The organism is Burkholderia sp. FL-7-2-10-S1-D7 (assembly GCF_001524185.1).
Taxonomy (GTDB): domain Bacteria; phylum Pseudomonadota; class Gammaproteobacteria; order Burkholderiales; family Burkholderiaceae; genus Burkholderia; species Burkholderia diffusa.
Genome location: NZ_LOWY01000006.1, coordinates 1 through 24,065 on the forward strand (window position 1 = coordinate 1; position 24,065 = coordinate 24,065).

General features: G+C 65.3%; 23 protein-coding genes. 7 read left to right on the forward strand and 16 right to left on the reverse strand.

Going from position 1 to position 24,065, the window contains the following annotated elements:
• Window positions 1-308: 308 nt before the first annotated feature.
• Both WS75_RS00950 and ychF read right to left on the reverse strand, forming a co-directional pair.
• Window positions 309-1,460: a tyrosine-type recombinase/integrase gene (locus WS75_RS00950; RefSeq protein ID WP_059678753.1), complete on the reverse strand. Its 1,152-nt coding sequence runs from the start codon at window positions 1,458-1,460 to the stop codon at window positions 309-311.
• Between the two features lie 182 nt (window positions 1,461-1,642).
• Window positions 1,643-2,737 carry a redox-regulated ATPase YchF gene (gene ychF / locus WS75_RS00955; RefSeq protein ID WP_059678754.1) on the reverse strand — a complete coding sequence of 365 codons (1,095 nt, stop codon included), beginning with the start codon at window positions 2,735-2,737 and terminating at the stop codon, window positions 1,643-1,645.
• Window positions 2,738-2,984: 247 nt separating this feature from the next.
• On the opposite strand from ychF, the gene WS75_RS00960 reads away from it, so the two are divergent.
• The 4 genes from WS75_RS00960 to WS75_RS00975 all read left to right on the forward strand — a co-directional run bounded on the left by WS75_RS00960 (window position 2,985) and on the right by WS75_RS00975 (window position 7,642).
• Entirely contained in the window at window positions 2,985-4,163 is a 1,179-nt protein-coding gene (locus tag WS75_RS00960; protein WP_059678755.1) for a UbiH/UbiF family hydroxylase, read from the forward strand.
• A 90-nt stretch (window positions 4,164-4,253) separates the two neighbouring features.
• Window positions 4,254-4,982 (forward strand): DsbC family protein, encoded by a 729-nt coding sequence (locus tag WS75_RS00965; RefSeq protein WP_059678756.1) that lies wholly within the window; start codon window positions 4,254-4,256, stop codon window positions 4,980-4,982.
• A gap of 116 nt (window positions 4,983-5,098) precedes the next feature.
• Window positions 5,099-6,898 carry a M61 family metallopeptidase gene (locus WS75_RS00970; protein ID WP_059678757.1) on the forward strand — a complete coding sequence of 600 codons (1,800 nt, stop codon included), beginning with the start codon at window positions 5,099-5,101 and terminating at the stop codon, window positions 6,896-6,898.
• 147 nt (window positions 6,899-7,045) lie between these two features.
• Window positions 7,046-7,642: an FMN-dependent NADH-azoreductase gene (locus WS75_RS00975; RefSeq protein WP_059449745.1), complete on the forward strand. Its 597-nt coding sequence runs from the start codon at window positions 7,046-7,048 to the stop codon at window positions 7,640-7,642.
• A gap of 117 nt (window positions 7,643-7,759) precedes the next feature.
• Here the strand turns inward: WS75_RS00975 and WS75_RS00980 are convergent, their stop codons facing one another.
• The 8 genes from WS75_RS00980 to rpe all read right to left on the reverse strand — a co-directional run bounded on the left by WS75_RS00980 (window position 7,760) and on the right by rpe (window position 15,079).
• Complete coding sequence (locus WS75_RS00980) at window positions 7,760-8,668, reverse strand: uracil-DNA glycosylase (protein ID WP_059678758.1); 909 nt, start codon at window positions 8,666-8,668, stop codon at window positions 7,760-7,762.
• A gap of 13 nt (window positions 8,669-8,681) precedes the next feature.
• Window positions 8,682-9,308 carry a CYTH domain-containing protein gene (locus WS75_RS00985; RefSeq protein ID WP_059678759.1) on the reverse strand — a complete coding sequence of 209 codons (627 nt, stop codon included), beginning with the start codon at window positions 9,306-9,308 and terminating at the stop codon, window positions 8,682-8,684.
• Window positions 9,308-10,093, reverse strand: coding sequence for an indole-3-glycerol phosphate synthase TrpC (gene trpC / locus WS75_RS00990; RefSeq protein ID WP_059678760.1), 786 nt, complete (start codon window positions 10,091-10,093; stop codon window positions 9,308-9,310). Before trpC ends, WS75_RS00985 begins: the two co-directional genes overlap by 1 nt.
• Window positions 10,094-10,122: 29 nt before the next feature.
• A complete protein-coding gene (trpD, locus tag WS75_RS00995) occupies window positions 10,123-11,154 on the reverse strand; it encodes an anthranilate phosphoribosyltransferase (protein WP_059678761.1) in 1,032 nt (343 codons plus the stop codon).
• A 13-nt stretch (window positions 11,155-11,167) separates the two neighbouring features.
• Complete coding sequence (locus WS75_RS01000; protein WP_059678762.1) at window positions 11,168-11,767, reverse strand: aminodeoxychorismate/anthranilate synthase component II; 600 nt, start codon at window positions 11,765-11,767, stop codon at window positions 11,168-11,170.
• A gap of 13 nt (window positions 11,768-11,780) precedes the next feature.
• Window positions 11,781-13,274 carry an anthranilate synthase component I gene (trpE, locus tag WS75_RS01005; RefSeq protein WP_059678763.1) on the reverse strand — a complete coding sequence of 498 codons (1,494 nt, stop codon included), beginning with the start codon at window positions 13,272-13,274 and terminating at the stop codon, window positions 11,781-11,783.
• Window positions 13,275-13,632: 358 nt separating this feature from the next.
• A complete protein-coding gene (locus WS75_RS01010; RefSeq protein ID WP_059678764.1) occupies window positions 13,633-14,388 on the reverse strand; it encodes a phosphoglycolate phosphatase in 756 nt (251 codons plus the stop codon).
• A 4-nt stretch (window positions 14,389-14,392) separates the two neighbouring features.
• Window positions 14,393-15,079: a ribulose-phosphate 3-epimerase gene (gene rpe, locus WS75_RS01015; protein WP_006482066.1), complete on the reverse strand. Its 687-nt coding sequence runs from the start codon at window positions 15,077-15,079 to the stop codon at window positions 14,393-14,395.
• Between the two features lie 177 nt (window positions 15,080-15,256).
• On the opposite strand from rpe, the gene apaG reads away from it, so the two are divergent.
• Window positions 15,257-15,631, forward strand: a complete 375-nt coding sequence (apaG, locus tag WS75_RS01020) for a Co2+/Mg2+ efflux protein ApaG (protein WP_059678771.1) — start codon at window positions 15,257-15,259, stop codon at window positions 15,629-15,631.
• A 14-nt stretch (window positions 15,632-15,645) separates the two neighbouring features.
• Here the strand turns inward: apaG and WS75_RS34355 are convergent, their stop codons facing one another.
• Window positions 15,646-15,789: a hypothetical protein gene (locus WS75_RS34355; RefSeq protein WP_006758475.1), complete on the reverse strand. Its 144-nt coding sequence runs from the start codon at window positions 15,787-15,789 to the stop codon at window positions 15,646-15,648.
• Window positions 15,790-15,817: 28 nt separating this feature from the next.
• Here WS75_RS34355 and mltA point away from each other — a divergent pair, with 28 nt between their 5' ends.
• Window positions 15,818-16,942: a murein transglycosylase A gene (mltA, locus tag WS75_RS01025; RefSeq protein ID WP_257129305.1), complete on the forward strand. Its 1,125-nt coding sequence runs from the start codon at window positions 15,818-15,820 to the stop codon at window positions 16,940-16,942.
• 136 nt (window positions 16,943-17,078) lie between these two features.
• On the opposite strand, the gene paaK is transcribed toward mltA, so the two are convergent.
• The 5 genes from paaK to paaN form a co-directional block, all read right to left on the reverse strand.
• On the reverse strand, window positions 17,079-18,377 hold the full coding sequence (gene paaK / locus WS75_RS01030) for a phenylacetate--CoA ligase PaaK (RefSeq protein WP_059678765.1): 1,299 nt from the start codon (window positions 18,375-18,377) through the stop codon (window positions 17,079-17,081).
• Between the two features lie 38 nt (window positions 18,378-18,415).
• Entirely contained in the window at window positions 18,416-18,868 is a 453-nt protein-coding gene (gene paaI, locus WS75_RS01035; protein WP_059678766.1) for a hydroxyphenylacetyl-CoA thioesterase PaaI, read from the reverse strand.
• 1 nt (window position 18,869) lies between these two features.
• Entirely contained in the window at window positions 18,870-19,661 is a 792-nt protein-coding gene (gene paaG / locus WS75_RS01040) for a 2-(1,2-epoxy-1,2-dihydrophenyl)acetyl-CoA isomerase PaaG (RefSeq protein ID WP_059678767.1), read from the reverse strand.
• A 45-nt stretch (window positions 19,662-19,706) separates the two neighbouring features.
• Complete coding sequence (pcaF, locus tag WS75_RS01045) at window positions 19,707-20,909, reverse strand: 3-oxoadipyl-CoA thiolase (protein ID WP_059678768.1); 1,203 nt, start codon at window positions 20,907-20,909, stop codon at window positions 19,707-19,709.
• Window positions 20,910-20,996: 87 nt separating this feature from the next.
• Window positions 20,997-22,703 carry a phenylacetic acid degradation protein PaaN gene (gene paaN, locus WS75_RS01050; RefSeq protein WP_059678769.1) on the reverse strand — a complete coding sequence of 569 codons (1,707 nt, stop codon included), beginning with the start codon at window positions 22,701-22,703 and terminating at the stop codon, window positions 20,997-20,999.
• A gap of 129 nt (window positions 22,704-22,832) precedes the next feature.
• Here paaN and WS75_RS01055 point away from each other — a divergent pair, with 129 nt between their 5' ends.
• Window positions 22,833-23,609 (forward strand): enoyl-CoA hydratase, encoded by a 777-nt coding sequence (locus WS75_RS01055; RefSeq protein WP_059678770.1) that lies wholly within the window; start codon window positions 22,833-22,835, stop codon window positions 23,607-23,609.
• The last annotated feature ends 456 nt before the right edge of the window (window positions 23,610-24,065 follow it).

The following is a 24,065-nucleotide window of genomic DNA, read 5'->3' on the forward strand; positions in this document are numbered from 1 at the left end:
GCTCCAGGAACTGAGCACCTACAACTACTGCCTCTAGTGAAGGAATGACTAGCAGCAGGCTCTCAGCATGTGGACGTACGTGAAATTCTCCAGGCACAAGCGTGCGCAATTACTCGCGATTCGAATATAGGATCGATCTGAAAAGCCGTTCAGATGGGCGGCTAACTGTAAAAAATTCATTTCAGCGCAAACGCGATGGTTGTAAAGCAGTGCATACCGCGCTCGACGTTGCGCCGATGCGTTATGCGGCCACGGCACTAGGACGATTGTGCTAGGTCACTCAGGTAGTCGGCCCATGCTTGCATCAGCTACTTCCGGTCTGCGAGCAGGAGAGCCTTATTGTAGGTGGCCTGTACTTTGTCGCTTTCGATATGGGCGAGTTGCCTCTCAATAGCATCCGGGTGATAACCGTTTTCATTGGTCCACGTTGAGAAAGTCGTGCGCCAGCAGTGCGGTGTTGTACCGCGCCCCAGGTTCATATCGCCCATGGCGTAGCTGAGCCGATTGGGCGTTGTGAAACCCTCGGCACTGCGGTGCGGGAACAAATAGTGACCGCCACCCGTGATGCGTTGCAGGTCTTTCAGGACAGCGATGGCGTGCGGGGAAAGTGGACTGATATGATCACGTCGCGCTTTCATCTTGGCGGCGGGGCGGCGCCATACCGCGTCCTCATAGTCGAACTCGTCCCATTCAGCATCCGCAGGCTCGCCCGGGCGACAAGCCGTCAGGGCAATCAAACGCAAGCAAAGTGCGGTTTCCGGATAGCCTTTGTACCCCTGCAATGCCTGGTAGAGCCCATGAATTTGTTCGCGGGTCATGACGGCTTTGGTCTCACTGACCGGGATACGGAGTAGCCCGCGCAGGTTAGGGATCGGATTGGATTCAGCCAGACCCCGCATCACGGTGAATTCAAAGATGGCAGACAGGTCACCCTTGACGTGGATCGCTGCCCACGCGCCATATACATTGCAGTCCAACAGCGGGCGAATCTGCTTGACGCCAATGTCGCTCATTGGCATCCCATCGACCTTGGGAGACAGGTACTTCCTGATGCGGGATTCTTTCGTGAGGTAGGAGCTGGGCGCGAAAACTGGCTTGATCTCGGCTAAGTCCGCCTGCGCCACCTTGGCGAACGAGCTTGCACGAGCGCGTTTGCGTTCTTCCAGTGCGTCAAGGTTGGTTTGCTTGACCCGTTGCCGCTCATGGGCAGGGTGAATGCCGTGTTTGACGAGTGCACGCGCCCGTTCCCGGGCGGCGCGCGCCTCTGCAAGACCTATTCGGGGAAAGCTGCCAATGGCAAAGAGATTTTCTTTGCCTTGCAGGCGGTATTCCCACCGCCAAAGCTTGCCGCCGGTTGGCTTGACCAGCAGGAACAAGCCCCCGCCGTCTGAAAGTTTCCGGTCTCGGTCAGCAGGTTTGACCGACTTGATCTTGGCGTCGGTGAGTAGATTCTCGGGCATCGTTGGACGCCACTGCGGGGAGAAGTACCCCCACGGTTGAACACGAGTACCCTAACGCTATCCCCAAATTTTTCAGAACTCGATGAACAATAGGAACGCTCAGTAAACCGCATTTTTTGCAAACCCTTGATTTTAAAGGGTTCGCTCAGTCCGCCGAGCGCTGCTGAGTTCAGAAAAAATCGTCAGACGTTGAACAGGAAGTTCATCACGTCGCCGTCGTGCACGACGTATTCCTTCCCTTCCGCGCGCATCTTGCCGGCTTCCTTCGCACCCTGTTCGCCTTTGTACGCGATGAAATCGTCGAATGCGATCGTCTGCGCGCGGATGAAGCCGCGCTCGAAATCGGTGTGGATCACGCCGGCCGCTTGCGGCGCCGTGTCGCCGATATGGATCGTCCACGCGCGCACTTCCTTCACGCCCGCGGTGAAGTAGGTCTGCAGGCCGAGCAGCTTGAAGCCCGCGCGGATCACGCGGTCGAGACCCGGCTCTGCCATGCCCATGTCGGCGAGGAACGCTTCCTTGTCCGCATCGTCGAGATCGGCGATTTCCGCTTCGATCGCTGCGCACACCGCGACGACCGGCGAGTTCTCGCTTTCCGCGTATTTGCGCACAGCGTCGAGGTGAGGGTTGTTCTCGAAGCCGTCGTCCTTCACGTTCGCGACGTACATCGCCGGCTTCGCCGTGATCAGGCAGAACGGCTTGAGCAGCGCCTGCTCGTCTTCCGACAGATCCAGGCCGCGCACGGCCTTGCCCTGGTCGAGATGCGCGCGAACCTTTTCGAGCACCGCAGCGAGCTTCACCGCTTCCTTGTCGTTGCCCGACTTCGCGGCCTTCGAGTAGCGCGTGAGCGCCTTCTCGACGGTGCCGAGGTCGGCGAGCGCGAGTTCGGTGTTGATCACTTCGATGTCGTCGATCGGGCTGACCTTGCCCGCGACGTGGATGACGTTGTCGTCCTCGAAGCAGCGCACGACGTGCGTGATCGCATCGGTTTCGCGGATGTTCGCGAGGAACTGGTTGCCGAGGCCTTCACCCTTGCTCGCGCCCGCGACGAGGCCTGCGATGTCGACGAATTCGACGACGGCCGGCACGATGCGCTCCGGGTTGATGATCTCGGCGAGCGCCTTCAGGCGCGCGTCCGGCACCTCGACGATGCCGACGTTCGGTTCGATCGTGCAGAACGGGTAGTTCTCGGCGGCGATGCCGGCCTTGGTCAGCGCATTGAACAGGGTGGACTTGCCGACGTTGGGCAAGCCGACGATGCCGCATTTGAGACTCATGGAATCCTTCGGACGGGTAAGGCGGCGCGGCCGGACAGGGCACGGCGGCGCGGGAAAATAGGGACGGCCGGCGCGTGGGGCGCGGCGGGCCGACGTTCAAAGGCGCTATTGTACCGTGCCGACGCCCCGGTTTCCGGCCTTCCCCCGAATGCCCGATGCGACGGGCCGCCGCGCTGCCGGGCCGGCCCGCGATTATGCTGATTTCCCGCAAAGTCCGGCCGCGTAAGGGATTGGCCCCGCAGCTATAATGCCCGCCATGACTGCCCACCACACCTTCGACGTCGCCGTGGTCGGCGGCGGGCTCGTCGGCAAGACGGCCGCGCTCGCGCTGACCCAGTCCGGCTACAAGACTGCCTTGCTCGCCCAGCCGGCCACGCCGCGCCCCGCCGATCTCGCGTTCGACACGCGCATCTACGCATTGTCGTCCAGTTCGCAGGCATTGCTGGAGCGGCTGCGAGTCTGGCAGGCGCTCGACCATGGCCGGCTCGCGCCGGTCTATGACATGCGCGTGTACGGCGATGCGCACGCGGAACTGCATTTTTCCGCGTACCAGGCCTCCGTGCCGCAACTGGCCTGGATCGCCGAATCGTCGCTGATCGAGACGTCGCTCGATGCCGCGCTGCGGTTCCAGCCGAACCTCACGTGGTTCGATGCGCGCGCGCAGGGCTTCGACGTGCGCGACGACGCGGCCGTGCTCACGCTGTCGTCGGGGCAGGTGCTGGAAGCCGATCTCGTCGTCGGCGCCGACGGCGCGCATTCGTGGGTGCGCTCGCAAATGGGGGCCAAGGTCGAACGGCGCGACTACCGGCAAACCGGCGTCGTCGCGAACTTCAAGGCGTCGCTGCCGCACCGCGAGACGGCCTGCCAGTGGTTTCACGAAGGCGAGATCATCGCGTTGCTGCCGCTGCCGGATGGTCACGTATCGCTCGTGTGGTCCGCGCACACCGCGCACGCGGACGAATTGCTCGCACTCGATCCGGCGCAGCTCGCGGCCGAAGTCGAGCGTGTGTCGCACGGCCAGGTCGGGGCACTCGAATGCGTGACCCCGGCGGCCGGCTTCCCGCTCGCGCTGCAGACCGTCGACAAGCTGATCGCCCCGCGTGTCGCGCTCGTCGGCGATGCCGCGCATCTGATCCACCCGCTCGCTGGGCAAGGGATGAACCTCGGGCTGCGCGACGTCGCGGCGCTCGCCGATGCGATCGCGAACAAGGAGAGCTTCCGCAACCTCGGCGATACGGTGCTGCTGCGCCGCTACGAGCGTTCGCGCCGCGAGGACATCCGCGCGCTGATGCTCGCGACCGACGGGCTGCAGCGGCTGTTCGCGGTGCCTGGCTCCTTTGCGAAGGCGGTGCGCAACGCGGGCATGGCGTTCGTCGGTGCGCAACCGCTCGTGAAGCGCTGGCTCGTGTCGGCCGCGCTCGGCTGATCGAACCTTCGCGCCTTCGGCCTGTCGGACAGGGTTCCGTTACGGCGTACACTGTGACGTGCACTCCGATTGAGCTGAAGGAACTACAGGATGAAAAAAACGATCCGCATCGCATCGCTGGCGCTGGCCGTCACGATGGCGACGCTCGGCTGCACCGCGCAGGCCGACCAGACCACCGACAAGCTGAAAGCCACGCTGCAAGCGCGTCTCGGCAACGACGCGCCGATCAAGAGCGTGTCGAAATCTCCGATCGCGGGCCTATACGAAGTGAACCTCGGTACGCAGATCGTCTATAGCGATGCAGCCGGCGACTACGTGCTGCTCGGCGATCTCGTCGACACCAAGACGCACAAGAACCTGACCGACGCGCGTCTTTCCGACCTCAACAAGATCGATTTCACGAGCCTGCCGCTCGCGAACGCGATCAAGGTCGTCAAGGGCAACGGCGCACGCAAGATCGCCGTGTTCTCCGATCCGAACTGCCCGTACTGCAAGCGCCTCGAGACGACGCTGCAGTCGATCGACAACGTGACCGTCTACACGTTCCTGTATCCGGTACTGTCGCCCGATTCGACCGCGAAGTCGAAGGCGATCTGGTGCGCGACTGACCGCGCGAAAACGTGGCAGAGCTGGATGCTCGACCATCGCGCGCCGACCGGCGCCGGCAGCTGCGACACGACCGCGCTCGACAAGAACCTCGCGCTCGGCCGCGGGATGAACGTCACCGGCACGCCGACGATCTTCCTGCCCGACGGCCGCCGTCTGCCGGGCGCGGTGTCGGCCGACCAGCTGAACCAGGCACTCGCGTCGGCCAAGTAAACTGACCGACACCCCGGGCTGCATGGCCCGGCCAGCGAGGGGCGCCCGCGATATCAGCCGGCGCCTCTCTTCGTTTCCGCTGCCGTATTCCGTCCGATTTTCGTCCGATTCCCACGATGACCCAGCCGATCCGTTATTCGATTGCCCCGAAAGATCTTGCCGCGCACCTGTTCGAAGTGTCGGTGACGGTCGCCGATCCCGATCCCGAAGGCCAGCGCTTCTCGCTGCCGGTGTGGATTCCCGGCAGCTACCTCGTGCGCGAGTTCGCGCGCAACATCGTGACGCTCGCCGCGTTCAACGACGCGGGCCGCAAGGTGCGGATCGCGAAAGCCGACAAGAATACGTGGCAGGCCGCGCCGGTGAACGGCGCGCTGACGCTGCGCTACGAGGTGTACGCGTGGGACCTGTCGGTCCGCTCCGCGTATCTCGACGAATCGGGCGGCTTCTTCAACGCAACGGCCGTGTTCCTGAGCGTCGCCGGCCACGAGGATGCGCGGTGCGAGGTCGACATCGCGAAACCGGCGGGCCCGGCATTCCGCACGTGGCGCGTCGGTACGTCGCTGCCCGAGGCACGCGGCACCCGGCGCTATGGGTTCGGCGCGTACTGCGCATCGAACTACGACGAACTCGCCGACCATCCGGTGACGATCGGCGAATTCGCGCTGGCGACGTTCGACGCGCACGGCGTGCCGCACGACATCGTGATCGCCGGGCGCGTCACGCAGCTCGACATGGAGCGGCTGCGCTCCGACCTGAAGCGCGTGTGCGAGGCGCAGATCGCGCTGTTCGAGCCGAAGTCGAAGAAGGCGCCGATGGACCGCTACGTGTTCATGACGCTCGCGGTCAGCGACGGCTACGGCGGCCTCGAGCACCGTGCGTCGACCGCGCTGATTTGCAACCGCACCGATCTGCCGGTGAAGGGGCGGCCGGAGACGACGGAGGGCTATCGCACGTACCTCGGCCTGTGCAGCCACGAGTATTTCCATACGTGGAACGTGAAGCGCATCAAGCCGGCCGCGTTCGTGCCGTATGACTTCGCGCGCGAAAATTACACGTCGCTGTTGTGGCTGTTCGAGGGCTTCACCTCGTATTACGACGATCTGATGCTCGTGCGCAGCGGGCTGATGTCGCAGGACGAATATTTCGCGGCGCTCGGGCGTACCATCGGCGGCGTGCTGCGCGGCACGGGGCGGCTGAAGCAGAGCGTCGCGGAAAGCTCGTTCGACGCGTGGATCAAGTACTACCGCCAGGACGAGAACGCGACCAATGCGATCGTCAGCTACTACACGAAGGGTTCGCTCGTCGCGCTCGCGTTCGATCTCGCGATCCGCGCGCAGACGCGCAACCGCAAGTCGCTCGACGACGTGATGCGCTTGCTGTGGCAACGCTACGGACGCGAGTTCTATCGCGGCAAGCAGGCGGGCGTCGAGGAAAACGCGGTCGAGACGGTGATCGAGGAAGCGACGGGCGTCGCGCTCGGCCGGCTGTTCTCCGACGCCGTGCACGGCACGCGCGACCTGCCGCTCGCCGAATTGCTCGCGCCGTTCGGCGTGACGCTCGCGCCCGAAGTCGCGCCTGGCGCGGCCGCGAAGCCGACGATCGGCGCGCGCCTGCGCGGCGGCGCGGACTGCACGCTGGCGGCGGTATACGAAGGCGGCGGTGCGCATCGCGCGGGGCTGTCGGCCGGCGACACGCTGATCGCGCTCGACGGGCTGCGCGTCACCGGCACGAACCTCGACACGCTGCTCGCGCGCTACCGCCCGGGCGACAAGGTCGAGGTGCACGCATTCCGCCGTGACGAGCTGCGGACCGCGAAACTGAAGCTCGACGGGCCGGAGGTCGCGCGCTACCGGCTCACGGCGGCCGCTAAGCCGGCTGCCGCGCACAAGGCCCGGGAAGCCTGGCTGAAGGGCTGAGGATGCACGAGCGGGTTTCGGGGCGCGATCAACGATTGTTCTGCTGTTGCAACAATCCGTCGCCTTGAACCCGCTTTTTCGCGACCATGCGGCCACGCACAATGGCGTCACTCGCGCTACCGAAGCGCAACCAAACCGGAGCCTGACATGACGACCATTCTGCAAATCAATTCCGCGGCGCGCTCGCAAGGTGCGCAATCCACGCTGCTGGCCAACGAACTGACGGCAAAGCTGCAACAATCGAACCCCGGCGCGAAGGTCGTGGTTCGCGACCTGCTGGCCGACGCGCTGCCGCACCTCGATGAATCGGTGCTCGGCGCATTCTTCACGCCGGCCGACCAGCGCAGCGCGGAACAGAATGCGATCGTCGCGAAGAGCGATGCACTGATCGCTGAACTGCAGGCCGCCGACATCATCGTGATCGGCGCACCGATGTACAACTTCGGTGTCTCGTCGCAACTGAAGACGTATTTCGACTGGATCGCCCGTGCAGGCGTCACGTTCCGCTACACCGAGAACGGTCCGGAAGGCCTGATCAAGGGCAAGAAGGTTCACGTGGTGACGGCGCGCGGCGGCAAGTACCTCGGTACGCCGAACGACAGCCAGACGCCGTTCCTGCGCACGTTCCTCGGCTTCATCGGCTTGACCGACGTGAGCTTCATCCACGCGGAAGGCCTGAACCTCGGGCCGGATGCACAGAGCGCCGCGCTCGCCGGCGCCCGCGAAGCGATCGCTGCCGCGTAAGGCCGATGCGGGTGCGTTGCACCCGCTGCGTCGCCAGATGAAAAAACGCCGCGTCCCGAAAGGGGCGCGGCGTTTTCACGTGATGCAGACGAAAGCGGGAAGTTGAACGCGGAACCGTTACGCGAGCGTTTCGGCCACCTCCGGCAGGCGCCAGTCGATCGGCGCGCGACCCGCTTCGACCAGATAGTCGTTCGCGAGCGCGAAGTGGCGGCAACCGAGGAAGCCGCGATGCGCGGACAGCGGCGACGGATGCGGCGCCTCGAGCACGCAATGCGCGCTCGCATCGAATAGCGCGCGCTTCGCCTGCGCATGCGCGCCCCACAGCATGAACACGAGGCCGCGATGGCGGCTGGCGAGTTCGCGGATCAGCGTGTCCGTGCATTGTTCCCAGCCGCGCCTCGCGTGGCTCGCGGCCGCGCCGCGCTCGACCGTCAGCACGGTGTTGAGCAGCAGCACGCCCTGGCGCGCCCAGGTATCGAGGCAGCCGTGACGCGGCGTGTCGTGGCCGAAATTCGCGGCGATTTCCTTGAAGATGTTGCGCAGCGACGGCGGCGTGCGCACGGCCGGCGGCACCGAAAACGCCAGGCCATGCGCCTGCGGCGTACCGCGGTCGTCGCCGTGGTACGGATCCTGGCCGAGGATCACGATCTTCACGTCGTCCGGGCTCGTCAGGCGCAACGCGCGAAACACGTCGGTCGGGTAGACCGTCTTGCCGGCCGCGCGTTCGTCGTCGACGAAGCGGCACAGCGGTGCATACGCATCGCTGTCGATGAAGGGTTTCAGCACGTCGCGCCAGACGGCCGGCAGCGCGTCGAACTGCGCGGCGAGGTGTGGGACGTGCGCGGCGGCAGCGGGCTGCGGCGCATCGGAGACCGGGGCGGTTGCCGCGGTCTTCTTTGCGGGCTTGCGCCCAGCCGCGGCCGGTGCGGGCGCCGAGGCGGAAACATCGTCCTGCGCCGTTTCCGGCACGGGATCGTCGAACAGCGACGCCTGTTGCGGCGTGCGGAGAGTCTTGCGGGTTGCCATGCGTGATGCGGGTTTATTGCGCGCGCAGCCGGTAGCCGCGCTGCGCCTTGCTGATGTTTTCGGGGGCGAGGCCCGGCAGCGCTTGCTGCAGTTCGGTGGCGAGTGTCGCGAGCGCAGCTTCCGGGCCGTCGATCAGTTCGAGTTCGATTTCGCTGATCGGTTCGCGGCGCGTATCGTTTTCCGCCTGGACGACGATCTCGCCGACGTCCACCGCGGCCTCGACGGTTGCGCCGCCGATTGCGATGCGCCACAGCGTACGCGAAAAATCCGTCCGGAACAGCGCGTGCAGCGCCGGCGCAGCGTCGCGCAGCGCGGTGGCGGCGTCCGGCACGTCGCACGCGGCGACGAGCGCATCGATTTCGAGCGCATCGCCGGCGACGGGCAACTCCCATTCATGGCGGCGATGCAGGCCGGCTTCCGCGCTGCCGACCGTCTTGAACGTCTGCAGCCAGCCGTGCGGCGTGCGGCGCACGCGCACCGCGCTCTTCGAACGGGCCAGCGCGAGATCGGGCGTGTCGTAGTAGACGTTCGCGAGCGCGATGACATCGCCGGCTTCGCCGGTCAGCGTCTCGAAAAAGCGCCGCGCGGCATCGGCCTGGCCGGCCGGCAGCGCGAGCTTGATTTCCTTTTCGATCGCCATCAGAAGAACATCCGCGCGAGTTCCTCGCCCGGCTGCTCGGCGCGCATGAACGCCTCGCCGACGAGGAACGCGTTCACGTTCGCCGCGCGCATCGTGTCGACGTCGGTGCGCGACAGGATGCCCGACTCGGTCACGACCATGCGGTCCGGCGGAATCATGTCGAGCATGTCGAGCGTGGTCTGGATCGTCGTCTCGAACGTGCGCAGGTTGCGGTTGTTGATGCCGAGCAGCGGTGTCTTCAGCGTCAGCGCCTGTTCCATCTCGTCGCGGTCGTGAACTTCGACCAGCACCGCAAGGCCGAGCGAGTGCGCATACGCCTCGAGGTCCTGCATCAGCGGCGTGTCGAGTGCGGCCGCGATCAGCAGGATCGCGTCGGCGCCCATCGCGCGCGCTTCGAGAATCTGGTACGCATCGACGATGAAGTCCTTGCGCAGCACCGGCAGCGTGCAGGCCGCGCGTGCTTCCTCGAGATAGCGGACACTGCCCTGGAAGAATTGCTCGTCGGTCAGCACCGACAGGCACGCGGCGCCGTGAGCCGCATACGAGCGTGCGATGTCGGCCGGCACGAAATGCTCGCGCAGCACGCCCTTCGACGGGCTCGCCTTCTTCACTTCGGCGATCACCGCCGCGTTGCCGGCCGCCTGCTTCGCACGCAGCGCGCCGACGAAGTCGCGCAGGTCGCGCGCGGATGCGTCCAGTTTCAGTGCCTCGAGCGGCGTGCTGCGCATGGCCGCCGCGACTTCGTCGCGCTTGACGGCGATGATTCGGTCGAGAATGTCGCTCATGTGGGTTCCTGCTTGATTCGTAAAGGGAGTCAGCGCTTGAACTGCTGCGTGAAACGCACGAGTTCGTCGACCTTCGCGCGCGCCTTGCCGCTCGCGACCGCTTCGCGGGCGAGCTGGATGCCGTCCGCGATCGATTCGGCGATATTGGCCGCATAGAGCGCGGTGCCCGCGTTCAGCGTGACGATCTCGCGTGCGACGCCCGGCTGATTGTCCAGCGCGCCGAGCAGCATCGTGCGCGATTCTTCGGCATTTTCCACCTTCAGCGTGCGGTTCGACACCATCTGCAGGCCGAAGTCCTCCGGATGGATCTCGTATTCGTGCACCTCGCCGTCGCGCAATTCGCCGACGAGCGTCGCGGCGCCGAGCGACACTTCGTCCATCCCGTCCTTGCCGTATACGACCAGCACGTGCTGCGCGCCGAGGCGCTGCATCACGCGCACCTGGATGCCGACGAGGTCGGGATGGAACACGCCCATCAGCTGGTTCGGCGCGCCGGCCGGATTGGTCAGCGGGCCGAGAATGTTGAAGATCGTCCGCACGCCGAGCTCGCGGCGCACGGCCGCGATGTTCTTCATCGCCGGATGATGGTTCGGCGCGAACATGAAGCCCATGCCGGTTTCGGCGATCGACGCGGCAACCTGGTCGGGCTGCAGATCGATGTTCACGCCGAGCGCCTCGAGCACGTCGGCGCTGCCGGACTTGCTCGACACGCCGCGGTTGCCGTGCTTCGCGACCTTCGCGCCGGCCGCCGCCGTGATGAACATCGACGCGGTCGAGATGTTGAACGTGTGCGAGCCGTCGCCGCCCGTGCCGACGATGTCGACGAAGTTCGAGTTGTCCTGCACCTCGACGTGGTTCGCGAATTCGCGCATCACGGTCGCGGCGGCGGTGATCTCGCCGATCGTCTCCTTCTTCACGCGCAGCCCGGTGATGATCGCGGCCGCCATCACGGGCGACATGTCGCCGCGCATGATGAGCCGCATCAGGTGCAGCATCTCGTCGTGGAAGATTTCGCGGTGTTCGATCGTGCGTTGCAGCGCTTCCTGCGGGGTAATCGTCATCGTGCGTCTCCCGTCAGGCCGTCGGCGCGGCCGCCCGGGCCGTTGCGCGATTCTGCTTCAGGAAATTCTCGAGCAGCGCGTGGCCGTGCTCGGAGAGGATCGATTCCGGGTGGAACTGCACGCCTTCGATCGGCAGCGTCTTGTGACGCACGCCCATGATCTCGCCGTCGTCGGTCCACGCGGACACCTCGAGGCAGTCCGGCAGCGATTCGCGTTCGATCGCGAGCGAATGGTAGCGGGTGACGTCGAAATGCTTCGGCAGGTCGGCGAACACGCCGCGGCAGTCGGTTTCGATCCGGCTCACCTTGCCGTGCATGATGGTCTTCGCGCGCACGACGCGGCCGCCGAATGCTTCGCCGATCGCCTGATGGCCGAGGCAGACGCCGAGGATCGGTTTCTTGCCCGCAAATTCGCGCAGCACGTCCAGCGTGATGCCCGCGTGCTGCGGATTGCTCGGGCCGGGCGACAGGCAGATGGCGTCGGGGTTCAGGCGCGCGATCTCGTCGAGCGTGATTTCGTCGTTGCGGTACGTGCGCACGTCCTCGCCCAGTTCGCCGAAGTACTGGACCAGGTTGTAGGTGAACGAGTCGTAGTTGTCGATCATGAGCAGCATGGTCAGTCTCCGGTCAGAAGTCGCTATCGAGGCCGTCCTGGACCTGTTCGGCCGCACGCAGCACCGCGCGCGCCTTGTTCTCGGTCTCTTGCCATTCGGATTCGGGCACCGAGTCCGCGACGACGCCGGCCGCCGCTTGCACGTACAGGTTGCCGTTGTGGATCAGGCCCGTGCGGATCGCGATCGCGAGATCCATCTCGCCCGAGAACGACAGGTAGCCGACGGCGCCGCCGTACAACCCGCGCTTGATCGGCTCGAGCTCGTCGATCAGTTCCATCGCGCGCACCTTCGGCGCGCCGGACAGCGTGCCGGCCGGGAACGTCGCGCGCAGCACGTCGTAGTTCGTCATGCCGGGCTTCAGCTTGCCTTCGACCGAGCTGACGATGTGCTGCACGTGCGAGTACTTCTCGATCACCATCTTGTCGGTCACCTGCACCGAGCCGATCTCCGCGATGCGGCCGACGTCGTTGCGCGCGAGGTCGATCAGCATCACGTGCTCGGCGATTTCCTTCGGATCGTTCAGCAGTTCGGTCGCGAGTTCCGCGTCGCGCTCGGGCGTGTTGCCGCGCGGACGCGTGCCGGCCAGCGGACGGATCGTGACGATCTGGTCTTCGCCGCGCTTTTCCTGGCGCACCAGGATTTCCGGCGATGCGCCGACGACGTGGAAATCACCGAAGTTGTAGTAATACATGTACGGCGACGGATTCAGCGAACGCAGCGCGCGATACAGCGACAGCGGATTGTCGCGGTACGGCTTCGTCAGCCGCTGGCCGACCTGGATCTGCATCAGTTCGCCGGCCGCGATGTATTCCTTCGCCTGACGCACGGCGGCCAGATAGTCTTCCTTCTTGAACTCGCGGAACGTCTCGGTGCGCACGCTCGCCGACGTCACGGGCGGCTGCACGGTCGTGCGCAGGCGCTGCTTCAGTTCGCGCAGGCGTTGCTTTGCCTTCGTATAGGCCTCTGGCTGGGCCGGGTCCGCATAGATGATCAGGTAGAGCTTGCCGGCGAGATTGTCGATCACCGCGACTTCCTCGGTGAGCAGCAACTGGATGTCGGGCAGGCCGAGATCGTCGCGCGGCGCGGTGTTCGCAAGTTTCTTCTCGATGTAGCGCACCGCGTCGTAGCCGAAATAGCCGGCGAGGCCGCCGCAGAAGCGCGGCAGGCCCGGGCGCTGCGCGACCTTGAAGCGCGCCTGGAACGACTCGATGAATTCGAACGGGTCACCGTTGTGCGTCTCGACGACCTGGCCGTCGCGCACCACTTCGGACACGCCGTTGCGGGTGCGCACCAGCGTGCGTGCGGGCAGGCCGATGAACGAATAGCGGCCGAAGCGTTCGCCGCCGACCACCGACTCGAGCAGGAAGGAGTTGGCGCCCGCCCGTTCAGGCTGGGCCAGCTTCAGGTAGAGGGACAGCGGCGTTTCGAGGTCGGCGAGCGCTTCCGCGATCAGCGGGATGCGGTTGTAGCCTTCGTTCGCCAGCGATTGGAATTCGAGTTCGGTCATGTTCCGGTCCTGTTCGGGACGAGCGGCGGAGTGCGCCAGGGATCACTTGACGCTGCGCGGGCTGCCGTCGGCGAAAGGGCGGTCGATCGAGAAGTGCCTGTTGCCGGCCGGCACTCCGGGCGTGAACGTCGCGAGCCTGCGGCCGATCCTGAACGCAAGCGTTCGGACACGGTAGAACTCGAGGTGGTGCGACGATCGGCGCGCGGATGCGCAGCGAGATAAAAAACGGCGCTGAAGACGTGCCTCAGCGTACCTCATCGAAGAGGTTAGCGCGACCAGCGACGCCAGGGCCAGGCTCCCCGGTCGATGCTGCTCAGACTCCGTTTTTTATTCAGAAACATGCGGATGGAAGAAATAATCAGATGGTTGGCCGGCCGGCGTTGTGCGCGGTAATCGCATGGGCCGCGACCAGCAACGAATCGACTATACCATCCGAATTTATCGTTTGTATAGCTTTGCCGTGGTTGTAGCCGTACGGCACCGTCAGCGTCGCCATTCCCGCCGCGCGGCCCGCCAGCGCGTCGTTTTCCGAGTCGCCGATCGCGACCGCCGCGTCCGGCGCGACGCCGAGCGCGTCGCAGGCCGTCAGCATCGGCAGCGGATCGGGCTTCTTGCGCGCGACGCTATCGCCGCCGAGCACGATGCCGAAGCGATCGATCAGCCCGTATTGCTCGAGCAGCTCGACCGCGAAGCGGTGCGGCTTGTTCGTCACGCACGCGAGCCGGATGCCGGCCGCGCGCAGCGCGTCGAGGCCGGTTGCGACGTCCGGATAGAGGCGCGTGTGGCGGCCGTTGATCTTCGCGTATTCGGTCTGGTAGATCGCGAGCGCGTCGTCGAAGCGCGCGTGCGCCTCGTCGGGCGCGAAGCGCGGCTTCAGCACGCTGTGGATCAGGTGCTCGGAGCCCTTGCCGACGTAGCCGATCACCTCGTCGCGCGACGTGGCCGGCGCGCCGAGCTGCGCGAGCATCCCGTTCAGCCCGGCCGTGAAATCGTCGGCCGTGTCGACCATCGTGCCGTCGAGGTCGATCAGCGCCGCGTCGATGCGCGGCGTCGCGAAACGGATCGTGCCGTCGGCTGCGGCCGGTGCCTGACGGGCCAGCGAGGAATCGGCCACGGCGTCAGCTCCGCTCGACGGTGGCGAGCGCGGCGCGCATCTCGTCGATCACCTTGCGGTAGTCGGGCTTGCCGAAGATCGCCGAACCCGCGACGAAGGTATCCGCGCCGGCTGCCGCGATTTCCGCGATGTTGTCGGCCTTCACGCCGCCGTCCACCTCGAGCAGGATCTCCCGGCCGGTGCGCTCGGTGTATGCATCGATGCGGGCGCGCGCTTCGCGCAGCTTGTTCAGCGTTTCCGGAATGAACGACTGGCCGCCGAAGCCCGGGTTCACCGACATCAGCAGCACGAAGTCGAGGCGGTCCATCACGTGGTCGAGATAGTTCAGCGGCGTCGCCGGGTTGAACACGAGGCCGGCCTTGCAGCCGTGATCGCGGATCAGCGACAGCGTACGGTCGATGTGGTCTGAACCTTCCGGGTGGAAGCTGATCAGGTTCGCGCCGGCTTTCGCGAAATCGGGCACGATCCGGTCGACCGGGCGCACCATCAGATGCACGTCGATCGGCACCTGCACGTGCGGGCGGATCGCCTCGCAGACGAGCGGACCGATAGTGAGGTTCGGCACATAATGGTTGTCCATCACGTCGAAGTGAATCCAGTCGGCGCCGGCGGCGACCACGTTGCGGACTTCTTCGCCGAGCCGTGCAAAGTCGGCCGACAGGATGCTGGGAGCGATGCGGAATTGAGTCATGACAGGGGAGCGGGGACGCTGCGGCGCAAAACCGCCATTCTACCGCCCGGCGACCCGGTGCGCGGCGACGGGCCGTGCGGTTGCGGCCCGATTCCGAATAGAATGCCGAACCAGTGCGGCGCGCCCGCGGCCTTGCCGCTCGAGTTGGCGCGGGCGGTTACCTACAGCGGAAACACCATGAGTCAGTATCAGTTCACCGTTTCGGTGAAAACCAGCTACTTGTCGGAACAATCCGACCCCGATCAACGTCAATATGCATTCGCGTACACGCTGACCATCCGCAATACCGGGCAGGTCGCGGCGCAGCTGATCGCGCGTCACTGGATCATCACGGACAGCGAAAACCACGTGCAGGAAGTGAAGGGGCTCGGCGTCGTCGGGCACCAGCCGCTGCTGCAGCCGGGCGAACAGTTCGAATACACGAGCTGGGCCGTGATCGCGACGCCGGTCGGCACGATGCGCGGCGCGTACTTCTGCGTGGCGGAGGATGGCGAGCGGTTCGACGCGCCGATCGACGAGTTCGCGCTGCACATGCCGCGCACGCTGCATTGAGCGTGCGGGGCCGGTCAGCGCGGCTGGCGGTCGTTGCCGCGGGCGTGCTTCTTCCTGCCCGACGACGTCCACACGACGATGAAGATCAGCAGGGCAAGCGCTACGAAAGCCTCGAGCGCGAAGATGAGCATCGGATATTGGTCGAGAAAATCTGACATGGCGGTTTCCATCAAGAACGAACATTGTATGTGGTTTGGGCCCCGGGCGGCCGGCTGGGTTGCCGCAGCCGCGACGGCAGCGCTGCTTGCCGCGTGCGGCGGCGCGCCGACGCGGACGTCGGCGCTCAAGCCGCCGACCGGCGCGGCGATCGTGCCGGGACAGATTGCAACCAAGCGGCTCACGCCGGTCGCGTGGCAGCAGGTGCCGGGGTGGCAGGACGATTCGCTGATCGGCGCGACGGCCGCGCTGCGGCAGAACTGCGTGCGGCTCGCGCGCCAGCCCGCATGGCAGCGCGCCTGCGCGGCCGCCGACCGCCTCGACGAGCTCGACGTCGGCAGCGCGCGTGCATTCTTCGAAACGTATTTCACGCCGTTTCAGCTGGCGAATTCCGACGGCACGCTCGACGGGCTCGTGACCGGCTATTACGAGCCGCTGCTGCACGGCTCCCGCGTGCGTCGTGGCCCTTACCAGTACGCGCTGTACCGCTGGCCGGCCGGCTATCGCGCCGGTGCCGCGCTGCCCGCTCGCGCGCAGCTCGAGCGGGCCGGCATCCTGAACGGCAACGAACTCGTGTGGGTCGATGATCCGATCGAGGCGTTCTTCCTGCAGGTGCAGGGTTCGGGGCGCGTGCTGCTCGACGACGGTTCGGTGATGCGGGTCGGCTTCGGCGGCACCAATAACCAGCCGTATCGCTCGATCGGCAAGTGGCTGCTCGATCGCGGCGAGCTGACGCCCGCACAGGCGACGATGCAGGGCATCAAGGCTTGGGCGAAGGCAAACCCGACTCGCGTGGATGCGTTGCTCGATACGAATCCGCGATTCGTGTTCTTCCGCGACATGCCGACGAAGGAAGATGCACCGCACGGCGGCGCGGACGGCCCGATCGGCGCACTCGGCGTGCCGCTCACGGCGGAGCGTTCGATCGCGGTCGATCCGTCGTCGATCCCGCTCGGCACGCCGGTGTTCCTGCAGACCACGCGTCCGCTGACGAATACGCCGATGAACCGGCTCGTGTTCGCACAGGACACGGGTTCCGCGATCAAGGGCGGCGTGCGGGCGGACTATTTCTGGGGGCTGGGCGACGACGCCGGCGACCAGGCAGGACGGATGAAGCAGATCGGCCGGATGTGGCTGCTGTTCCCGAATTCGTGATGCGCGGTGGTGCCGGCGTATACGTGTAGCCGGGCATCAAAGCGAAACAGCCCGATCGGTGTTGGCCGGTCGGGCTGTTTTTTTGCCTCGCGATTGCTGTTGCGCGTGGCGATCGGGTAGCGGGGGATCGGGGGTATCAGCCCTTGCGCTTGTCGATCACGCGGCGTGCCTTGCCGACCGAACGCTCGATCCCGTTCACGGGCAGCACATTGATCACGGCCGTCACGCCGATCAGCGACTTGATGTCGTGCGCGAGCGCTTGTTTCGCCGCATGGATCGCCGCCGTGTCGGGGGCAGTTTCGGGGCACGGCTCGACATTGAGCGTCAGCACGTCGAGCGGACCTTCCTTCGTCAGCACGATCTGATAGTGCGGTGCAAGCGCACGCTGTTTCAGCAGCTGCTCCTCGATCTGCGTCGGGAAGACGTTGACGCCTCGCACGATCATCATGTCGTCCGAGCGACCGGTGATTTTTTCCATCCGGCGCATCGTGCGGGCGGTGCCGGGCAGCAGACGCGTGAGGTCGCGCGTCCGGTAGCGGATGATCGGCAGCGCTTCCTTCGTCAGCGACGTGAAGACCAGTTCGCCGAGTTCGCCGTCCGGCAATACTTCGCCGGTGTCGGGGTCGATGATTTCCGGATAGAAGTGATCTTCCCAGATGGTCGGGCCGTCCTTGGTCTCGACGCATTCCGATGCGACGCCGGGACCCATCACCTCGGACAGCCCATAGATGTCGACCGCGTCGATGCCCATCCGATGCTCGATGGCCACGCGCATGTCGTTGGTCCAGGGCTCCGCGCCGAAGATGCCGATGCGCAGCGAGCTTTGTGCGGGGTCGAGGCCCTGGCGCTCGATCTCGTCGGCGATCGACAGCATGTAGCTCGGCGTCACCATGATGATGTCGGGCCGGAAATCCTGGATCAGCTGCACCTGCTTTTCGGTCTGGCCACCGCCGAACGGAATCACGGTCAGTCCCGCGCGTTCGGCACCGTAGTGTGCGCCGAGCCCGCCGGTGAACAGCCCGTATCCATAACTGACATGAACCTTGTCGCCACGCCGCGCACCGGCCGCGCGGATCGAGCGCGCGACGAGATTGGCCCAAGTGTCGATGTCGTGCGCCGTATAGCCGACGACGGTCGGCTTGCCGGTCGTGCCCGACGACGCGTGAATGCGCGAGATCTGGTCCTGCGGCACCGCGAACATCCCGAACGGGTAGCTGTCGCGCAGGTCGCTCTTGGTCGTGAATGGGAAGCGCGACAGATCCGTGAGCGTCTTCAGGTCGTCGGGATGCACGCCCGCTTCGTCGAATTTGCGGCGATAGACGGGAGAGTGGTCATACGCATGCCGGAGCGACCACTTCAGGCGTTCAAGCTGCAGGGCGGTAAGCTCGTCGCGTGAGGCGGTCTCGATCGGCTCGAGCGGTAGCGGGGTAGTCATGCCTGTCTCCAGTGATTGTTATGAGCGAGCCGTGGACGTCAACGTTCTTCCGGCAGCACCGTGCCCTTGATCTGGGCCGATTTGCCCCGAAACATCGCGACCGTTTCGCCTGTCTGGTTCGTGACGCGGATGTCATAGATGCCGTGCCGGCCGCTGCGCGTCTGCTCGATCGCTTCGGCCGTCAGCAGGTCGTTACCGTATACGGGACGCAGGTATTCGATCGAGCAGCCGGCCGCAACGGTATTCAGGTTGTACGAGTTGCATGCGAACGCGAACGTCGAATCGGCGAGCGTGAAGATGATGCCGCCGTGACAGGTCTGATGTCCGTTCAGGAATTCCGGCCGTACGCGCATCTGCAAGCGCGCGTAGCCGGCCCGCACTTCGACGATTTCCATGCCGAACGCGCGGCTGCAGGCGTCTGCGTCGTACATGGCCCGTGCCGTCGCACGGGCGAGCGCATCGGGCGTGAGCGTGTCGTTGGAGGTGGTCATGTCAACGCCCCTCGAAGCGCGGCGCGCGCTTCTCGATGAACGCCTTCACGCCTTCCGCGTAATCGTATGACTGGCCGAGCTTGCGCTGCAGGTCGCGTTCGAGGTCGAGCTGCTGATCGAGCGTATTCGTGACGCTGTCGCGCATCGACTGCTTGATCGACGCGATTGCGAGCGTCGGTTGCTGCGCGAGCTGATTGGCGAGCTGACGGGCCGACGCGGCGAGCGCATCGTCGTCGACCGCGCGCCAGATCAAGCCCCATTGTTCGGCCTGTTCGGCGCCGAGCTTGTCGCCGGTCAGGGCCAGCCCCAGCGCGCGTGCCATGCCGACGCGTTGCGGCAGGAACCACGTGCCGCCCGAATCGGGCACGAGCCCGATCTTGACGAAGGCCTGGATGAAGCTGCTCGAGCGTGCGGCGAACACGATGTCGCAGGCGAGTGCGAGATTCGCGCCGGCGCCGGCCGCCGTGCCGTTGACGGCGGCGATCACCGGAATCGGCATGCGTTGCAGGCGGCGGATCAGCGGATTGAAATGCTCGTCGATCAGCGAGCCGAGGTCGGTGGACGCGCCCGGCGTGAAGTCGAGATCGGCCAGGTCCTGGCCTGCGCAAAAGCCGCGCCCCGCACCCGTCAGGATCAGCGCACGTGTGCCGGCCGTCTCGACTTCATCGAGCGCAGACTGCAGTTCGCGGTGCATCGCCCGCGTGAAGCTGTTCAGCTTGTCCGGGCGGTTGAGGGTGATCGTGGCCACGCGGGCAGCCTGATCGATATCCAGCTGGATCGCCTGATATGACATGCAGTGTCTCCTTCATGACTTCGTTATAGGCGCGCGGCGCGTCGGTCACATGCGCTCGATGGCGATCGCGATGCCCTGGCCGACGCCGATGCACATCGTACAGAGCGCAAAGCGGCCGCCCGTACGCTCGAGTTGATGAAGCGCCGTGGTCACGAGCCGAGCGCCCGATGCGCCGAGCGGGTGACCGAGCGCGATCGCACCGCCGTTCGGGTTCACGCGCGGATCGTCGTCGGCGACACCGAGCATGCGCAACACCGCGAGACCTTGCGAGGCGAACGCTTCGTTCAGCTCGATCACATCGAACTGGTCGATCGTCATCCCGAGCTGGCGCAACAGTTTCTGCGTGGCCGGCGCCGGGCCGATACCCATCACGCGCGGTTCGACGCCGGCGGTCGCCATACCGACGACGCGTGCGCGGCGGCGCAGCCCATACTGATCGGCGGCTTCCGCGTTGGCGAGCAGCAGTGCGCATGCGCCGTCGTTGACGCCCGACGCGTTGCCGGCCGTCACCGAGCCGTCCGGGCGCACGACGCCCTTCAGCTTCGCGAGCGCTTCGAGCGACGTTTCGCGCGGGTGCTCGTCACGCGATACGACGAGCGCGTCGCCTTTCTTCTGCGGAATCGTCACCGGGACGATTTCTTCGGCGAGCGTGCCGTCCTGCTGCGCACGCGCGGCCTTCTGCTGGCTGCGCAGCGCGAACAGGTCCTGATCGGCACGGCTGATGTTGTAGTCGACCGCGACGTTCTCGGCCGTCTCCGGCATCGAATCGACGCCGTATTGCTGTTTCATCAGCGGATTGACGAAACGCCAGCCGATCGTCGTGTCGAAAATTGCGGTCTGTCGTGCAAATGCGCTGGTGGCCTTGCCCATTACGAACGGCGCGCGCGTCATGCTTTCGACGCCGCCCGCGATCATCAAGCGTGCCTCGCCCGCCTTGATCGCGCGTGCGGCGGTGCCGACGGCGTCCATGCCCGAACCGCACAGCCGGTTCAGCGTCGTACCCGGCACGGCGGTCGGCAGGCCCGCGAGCAGCGCGGACATGCGCGCGACGTTGCGGTTGTCTTCGCCGGCCTGGTTTGCGCAGCCGTAGATCACGTCGTCGATGGCCGACCAGTCGACATTGCGGTTGCGTTCGATCAGCGCCGCGAGCGGCACCGCACCGAGATCGTCGGCGCGGACGTCTTTCAGGGAGCCGCCGTAGCGGCCGATGGGGGTGCGAATCGCGTCGCAGATGTAGGCGTCGGTCATGGGGGTGTCGATGTGCAACGAACCTGCCGGTTGGCAGATTCGTTCATGGTAGAGAACGTGACGGCGTTTGCACGTCGGCCATTCGGGTTATGCCGTTTGGCCGGCTTCCGCAGGTACTGCCTTCGGCGCAACATGGACGCGGCTTTGCACCACGCGGAACCGGTTGGCGACGAACGCCGGATCGGCCAGCGCCGCGTTGGCGGCCGGGTTCGCGCCGGTGCCGTGGAAGTCGGAGAATGCAGCCGACTGGTTGACGAATACGCCGCCCGTCAGGTTGATCGATAGCGCGACGCCGCCACGCACCGCTGCATCGTGCGCAGCGTCGAGGACCTTGTCGTCGGTGCTGTACACGGAGAGCGTCAGCGCACCATGTTCCGCGGCGATTTCGCCGGCGAGATCGAGCGATTGCGCGGTCGAGTCGGTCGCGATCACGAACGAGATCGGGCCGAACCACTCCTGCGTGAATTTCGCGTGGTCGGCCACGTCTAGTTGCAGCACGAGCGGCGTGCGCACGCGAGCGTCGGCGAACGTCGGGTGCTGAAGCGTCTGGCTGTCAGCGAGCACACGACCGAGCTTGCGGGCGTCGTCGATACGCGCGACCACGCCGTCGTTCTGGATCGCGCCGATCAGTTCGACCGAGCGAGCCGGGTCGCCGGTCAGTTTCTGCACGGAGACGGCGATCGCCTGGGCGACTTCGTCGAAGCTTGCATGGCCGTCCGCCGTCCGAATGCCGTCGCGCGGCACGTAGATGTTCTGCGGTGCCGTGCACATCTGGCCGGAGTACAGTGCCAGTGAGAACGCGATGTTCTTGGCCGCGGCCTTCAGGTCGTCGGTCGAGTCGATCACGATCTGGTTGACACCGGCCTTCTCGGTATACACCTGTGCTTGATGGGCATGGTGTTCGAGCCACGTGCCGTTTTGCGTGCTGCCCGTGAAGTCGATCAGCTTGATTTCAGGGCGCAGCGCGAGGTCCTGCACGAGGGCGCCGTCGTTCGGCTCGGTCGCGAGGAGCGTGACGACGTTCGGATCGAAGCCGGCTTCGCGCAGCACGTCGCGGGCGATGCGGACCGTGATCGCGAGCGGCAGGATCGCGCCCGGATGAGGTTTGACGATCACAGTGTTGCCGGTCGCCAGGTCGGCGAACAGGCCGGGGTAGCCGTTCCAGGTCGGGAACGTGCAGCAGCCGAGCACGAGGCCGGTGCCGCGCGGAACGATCGTATAGCGCTTGTGCATCGCGAGCGGCGGGTTCTTGCCTTGCGGCTTCTCCCAGTGCGCATCGGCCGGGATGCGGCGCAACTCGGCCCAGGCGTAGGTGACCGCTTCGAGCGCACGATCCTGCGCGTGCGGGCCCCCGGCCTGGAATGCCATCATGAACGCCTGGCCCGTCGTGTGCATCACGCTATAGGCAATTTCGAAGCTCGCGCGATTCAGACGAGCGAGGATTTCGAGACTGACGCCGATCCAGGCGCTCGGGCCGGCTTCGCGCCATGCGCGCTGGGCCGCGGCGGCCGCGGCAATCAGTTCGTCGGGTGTCGATTTCGGATAGCGGATGCCCAGCGCGATCCCGTACGGAGACTGCTCCGCGCCAACAGTTCCGCCGGACGCCGGCTGGTCGAGCACGAACGAGTTGCCGAGGTGTGCCTTGAACGCCGCTTCGCCGTCGGCGTTGGCGCTTTCCCCGTACACTTTGGGACTCGGCATTTCCGAGAACGGGCTCCAGTACCCGCGGCTCTCGATGGCGGCGAGGGCGTGTTTCAGCGTGTCTTCGTGCTTCGTGAACAGTGCATGGGTCATGGCGGCGGCCTGATGGACAGAGGGAAGGGTTGGATCTATTAATTAACCGACCGGTTGGTCGGAGAATGGTAGCATCAAACTATTCGCATGTGCGAGGCGTTTCTCATTTCATTGATCGAGGAGAAATAGATGTCTTACGAGAACATCCTGGTGGAGACCCGGGGGCGAGTCGGGCTGATTACACTGAACCGTCCGAAGGCGCTGAATGCGCTGAACGATGCGCTGATGGATGAGTTGGGCGCTGCGCTGAAAGCGTTCGACGCAGACGACGCGATTGGCGCGATCGTCGTGACGGGGAGCGAGAAGGCGTTCGCGGCCGGGGCCGACATCGGCATGATGGCAACCTATTCCTATATGGATGTTTATCGCGGCGACTACATCACCCGCAACTGGGAGACCGTTCGCGAGATCCGCAAGCCGATCATTGCTGCCGTGGCGGGCTTTGCGCTTGGCGGTGGTTGCGAGCTCGCGATGATGTGCGACATCATCTTCGCAGCGGATACGGCCAAGTTCGGCCAGCCCGAAATCAAGCTGGGCGTGATGCCGGGCGCAGGCGGCACGCAGCGTCTGCCGCGCGCGGTGTCCAAAGCGAAGGCAATGGACATGTGCCTGACGGCGCGCTTCATGGACGCGGCCGAGGCGGAACGGGCGGGGCTCGTGTCGCGCGTGCTGCCGGCCGACAAACTGCTCGACGAAGCGATTGCCGCTGCGACGACGATTGCCGAGTTTTCACTGCCGGCGATCATGATGGTCAAGGAGTCGGTGAATCGCGCGTACGAGACGACACTGGCCGAGGGTGTCCATTTCGAGCGTCGACTGTTCCATTCGCTGTTCGCGACCGAAGATCAGAAGGAAGGGATGGCGGCATTCATCGAGAAGCGGAAGCCGGTATTCAAGAACCGCTGATTTGGCAGTGGGCGGGTGGTGCCTGGCGAGCGACGGGTGTCGGTCGTCGGCATGATCGCCCGGTGCAGTGAGCCCGAAGCCCCCGTGCGCGTTAGCGTACGGGGGCTTTTTCAAAATATTTTCACTAAAGGGGTTGCGGAGAGCGGGGCGGGTGCTTAGAATCTCGCCTCTTTCGCGCTAACGGAAACGCAGCGCGGGGGAAGAAGGGAAGCGGTGCGATGGAGGGTGGGTTGTAGAGCCCCGGCGCACACGAAGCTGAACCCGGTCATCGCAGCGAAGCAGTTCAAAAAGTTGTTGACTGACTGAAAAAGACGGTTCATAATCTCGCTTCTCTGCTGCTGAAAACGCAGCGCTGCTGAGAAACTTCAGGTTTCTCGCGGAAATGCTCTTTAAAAATTAACAGCCGATAAGTGTGGGCGCTTGATGGAAGCGAGCTGATCCTCGGATCAGATAGCG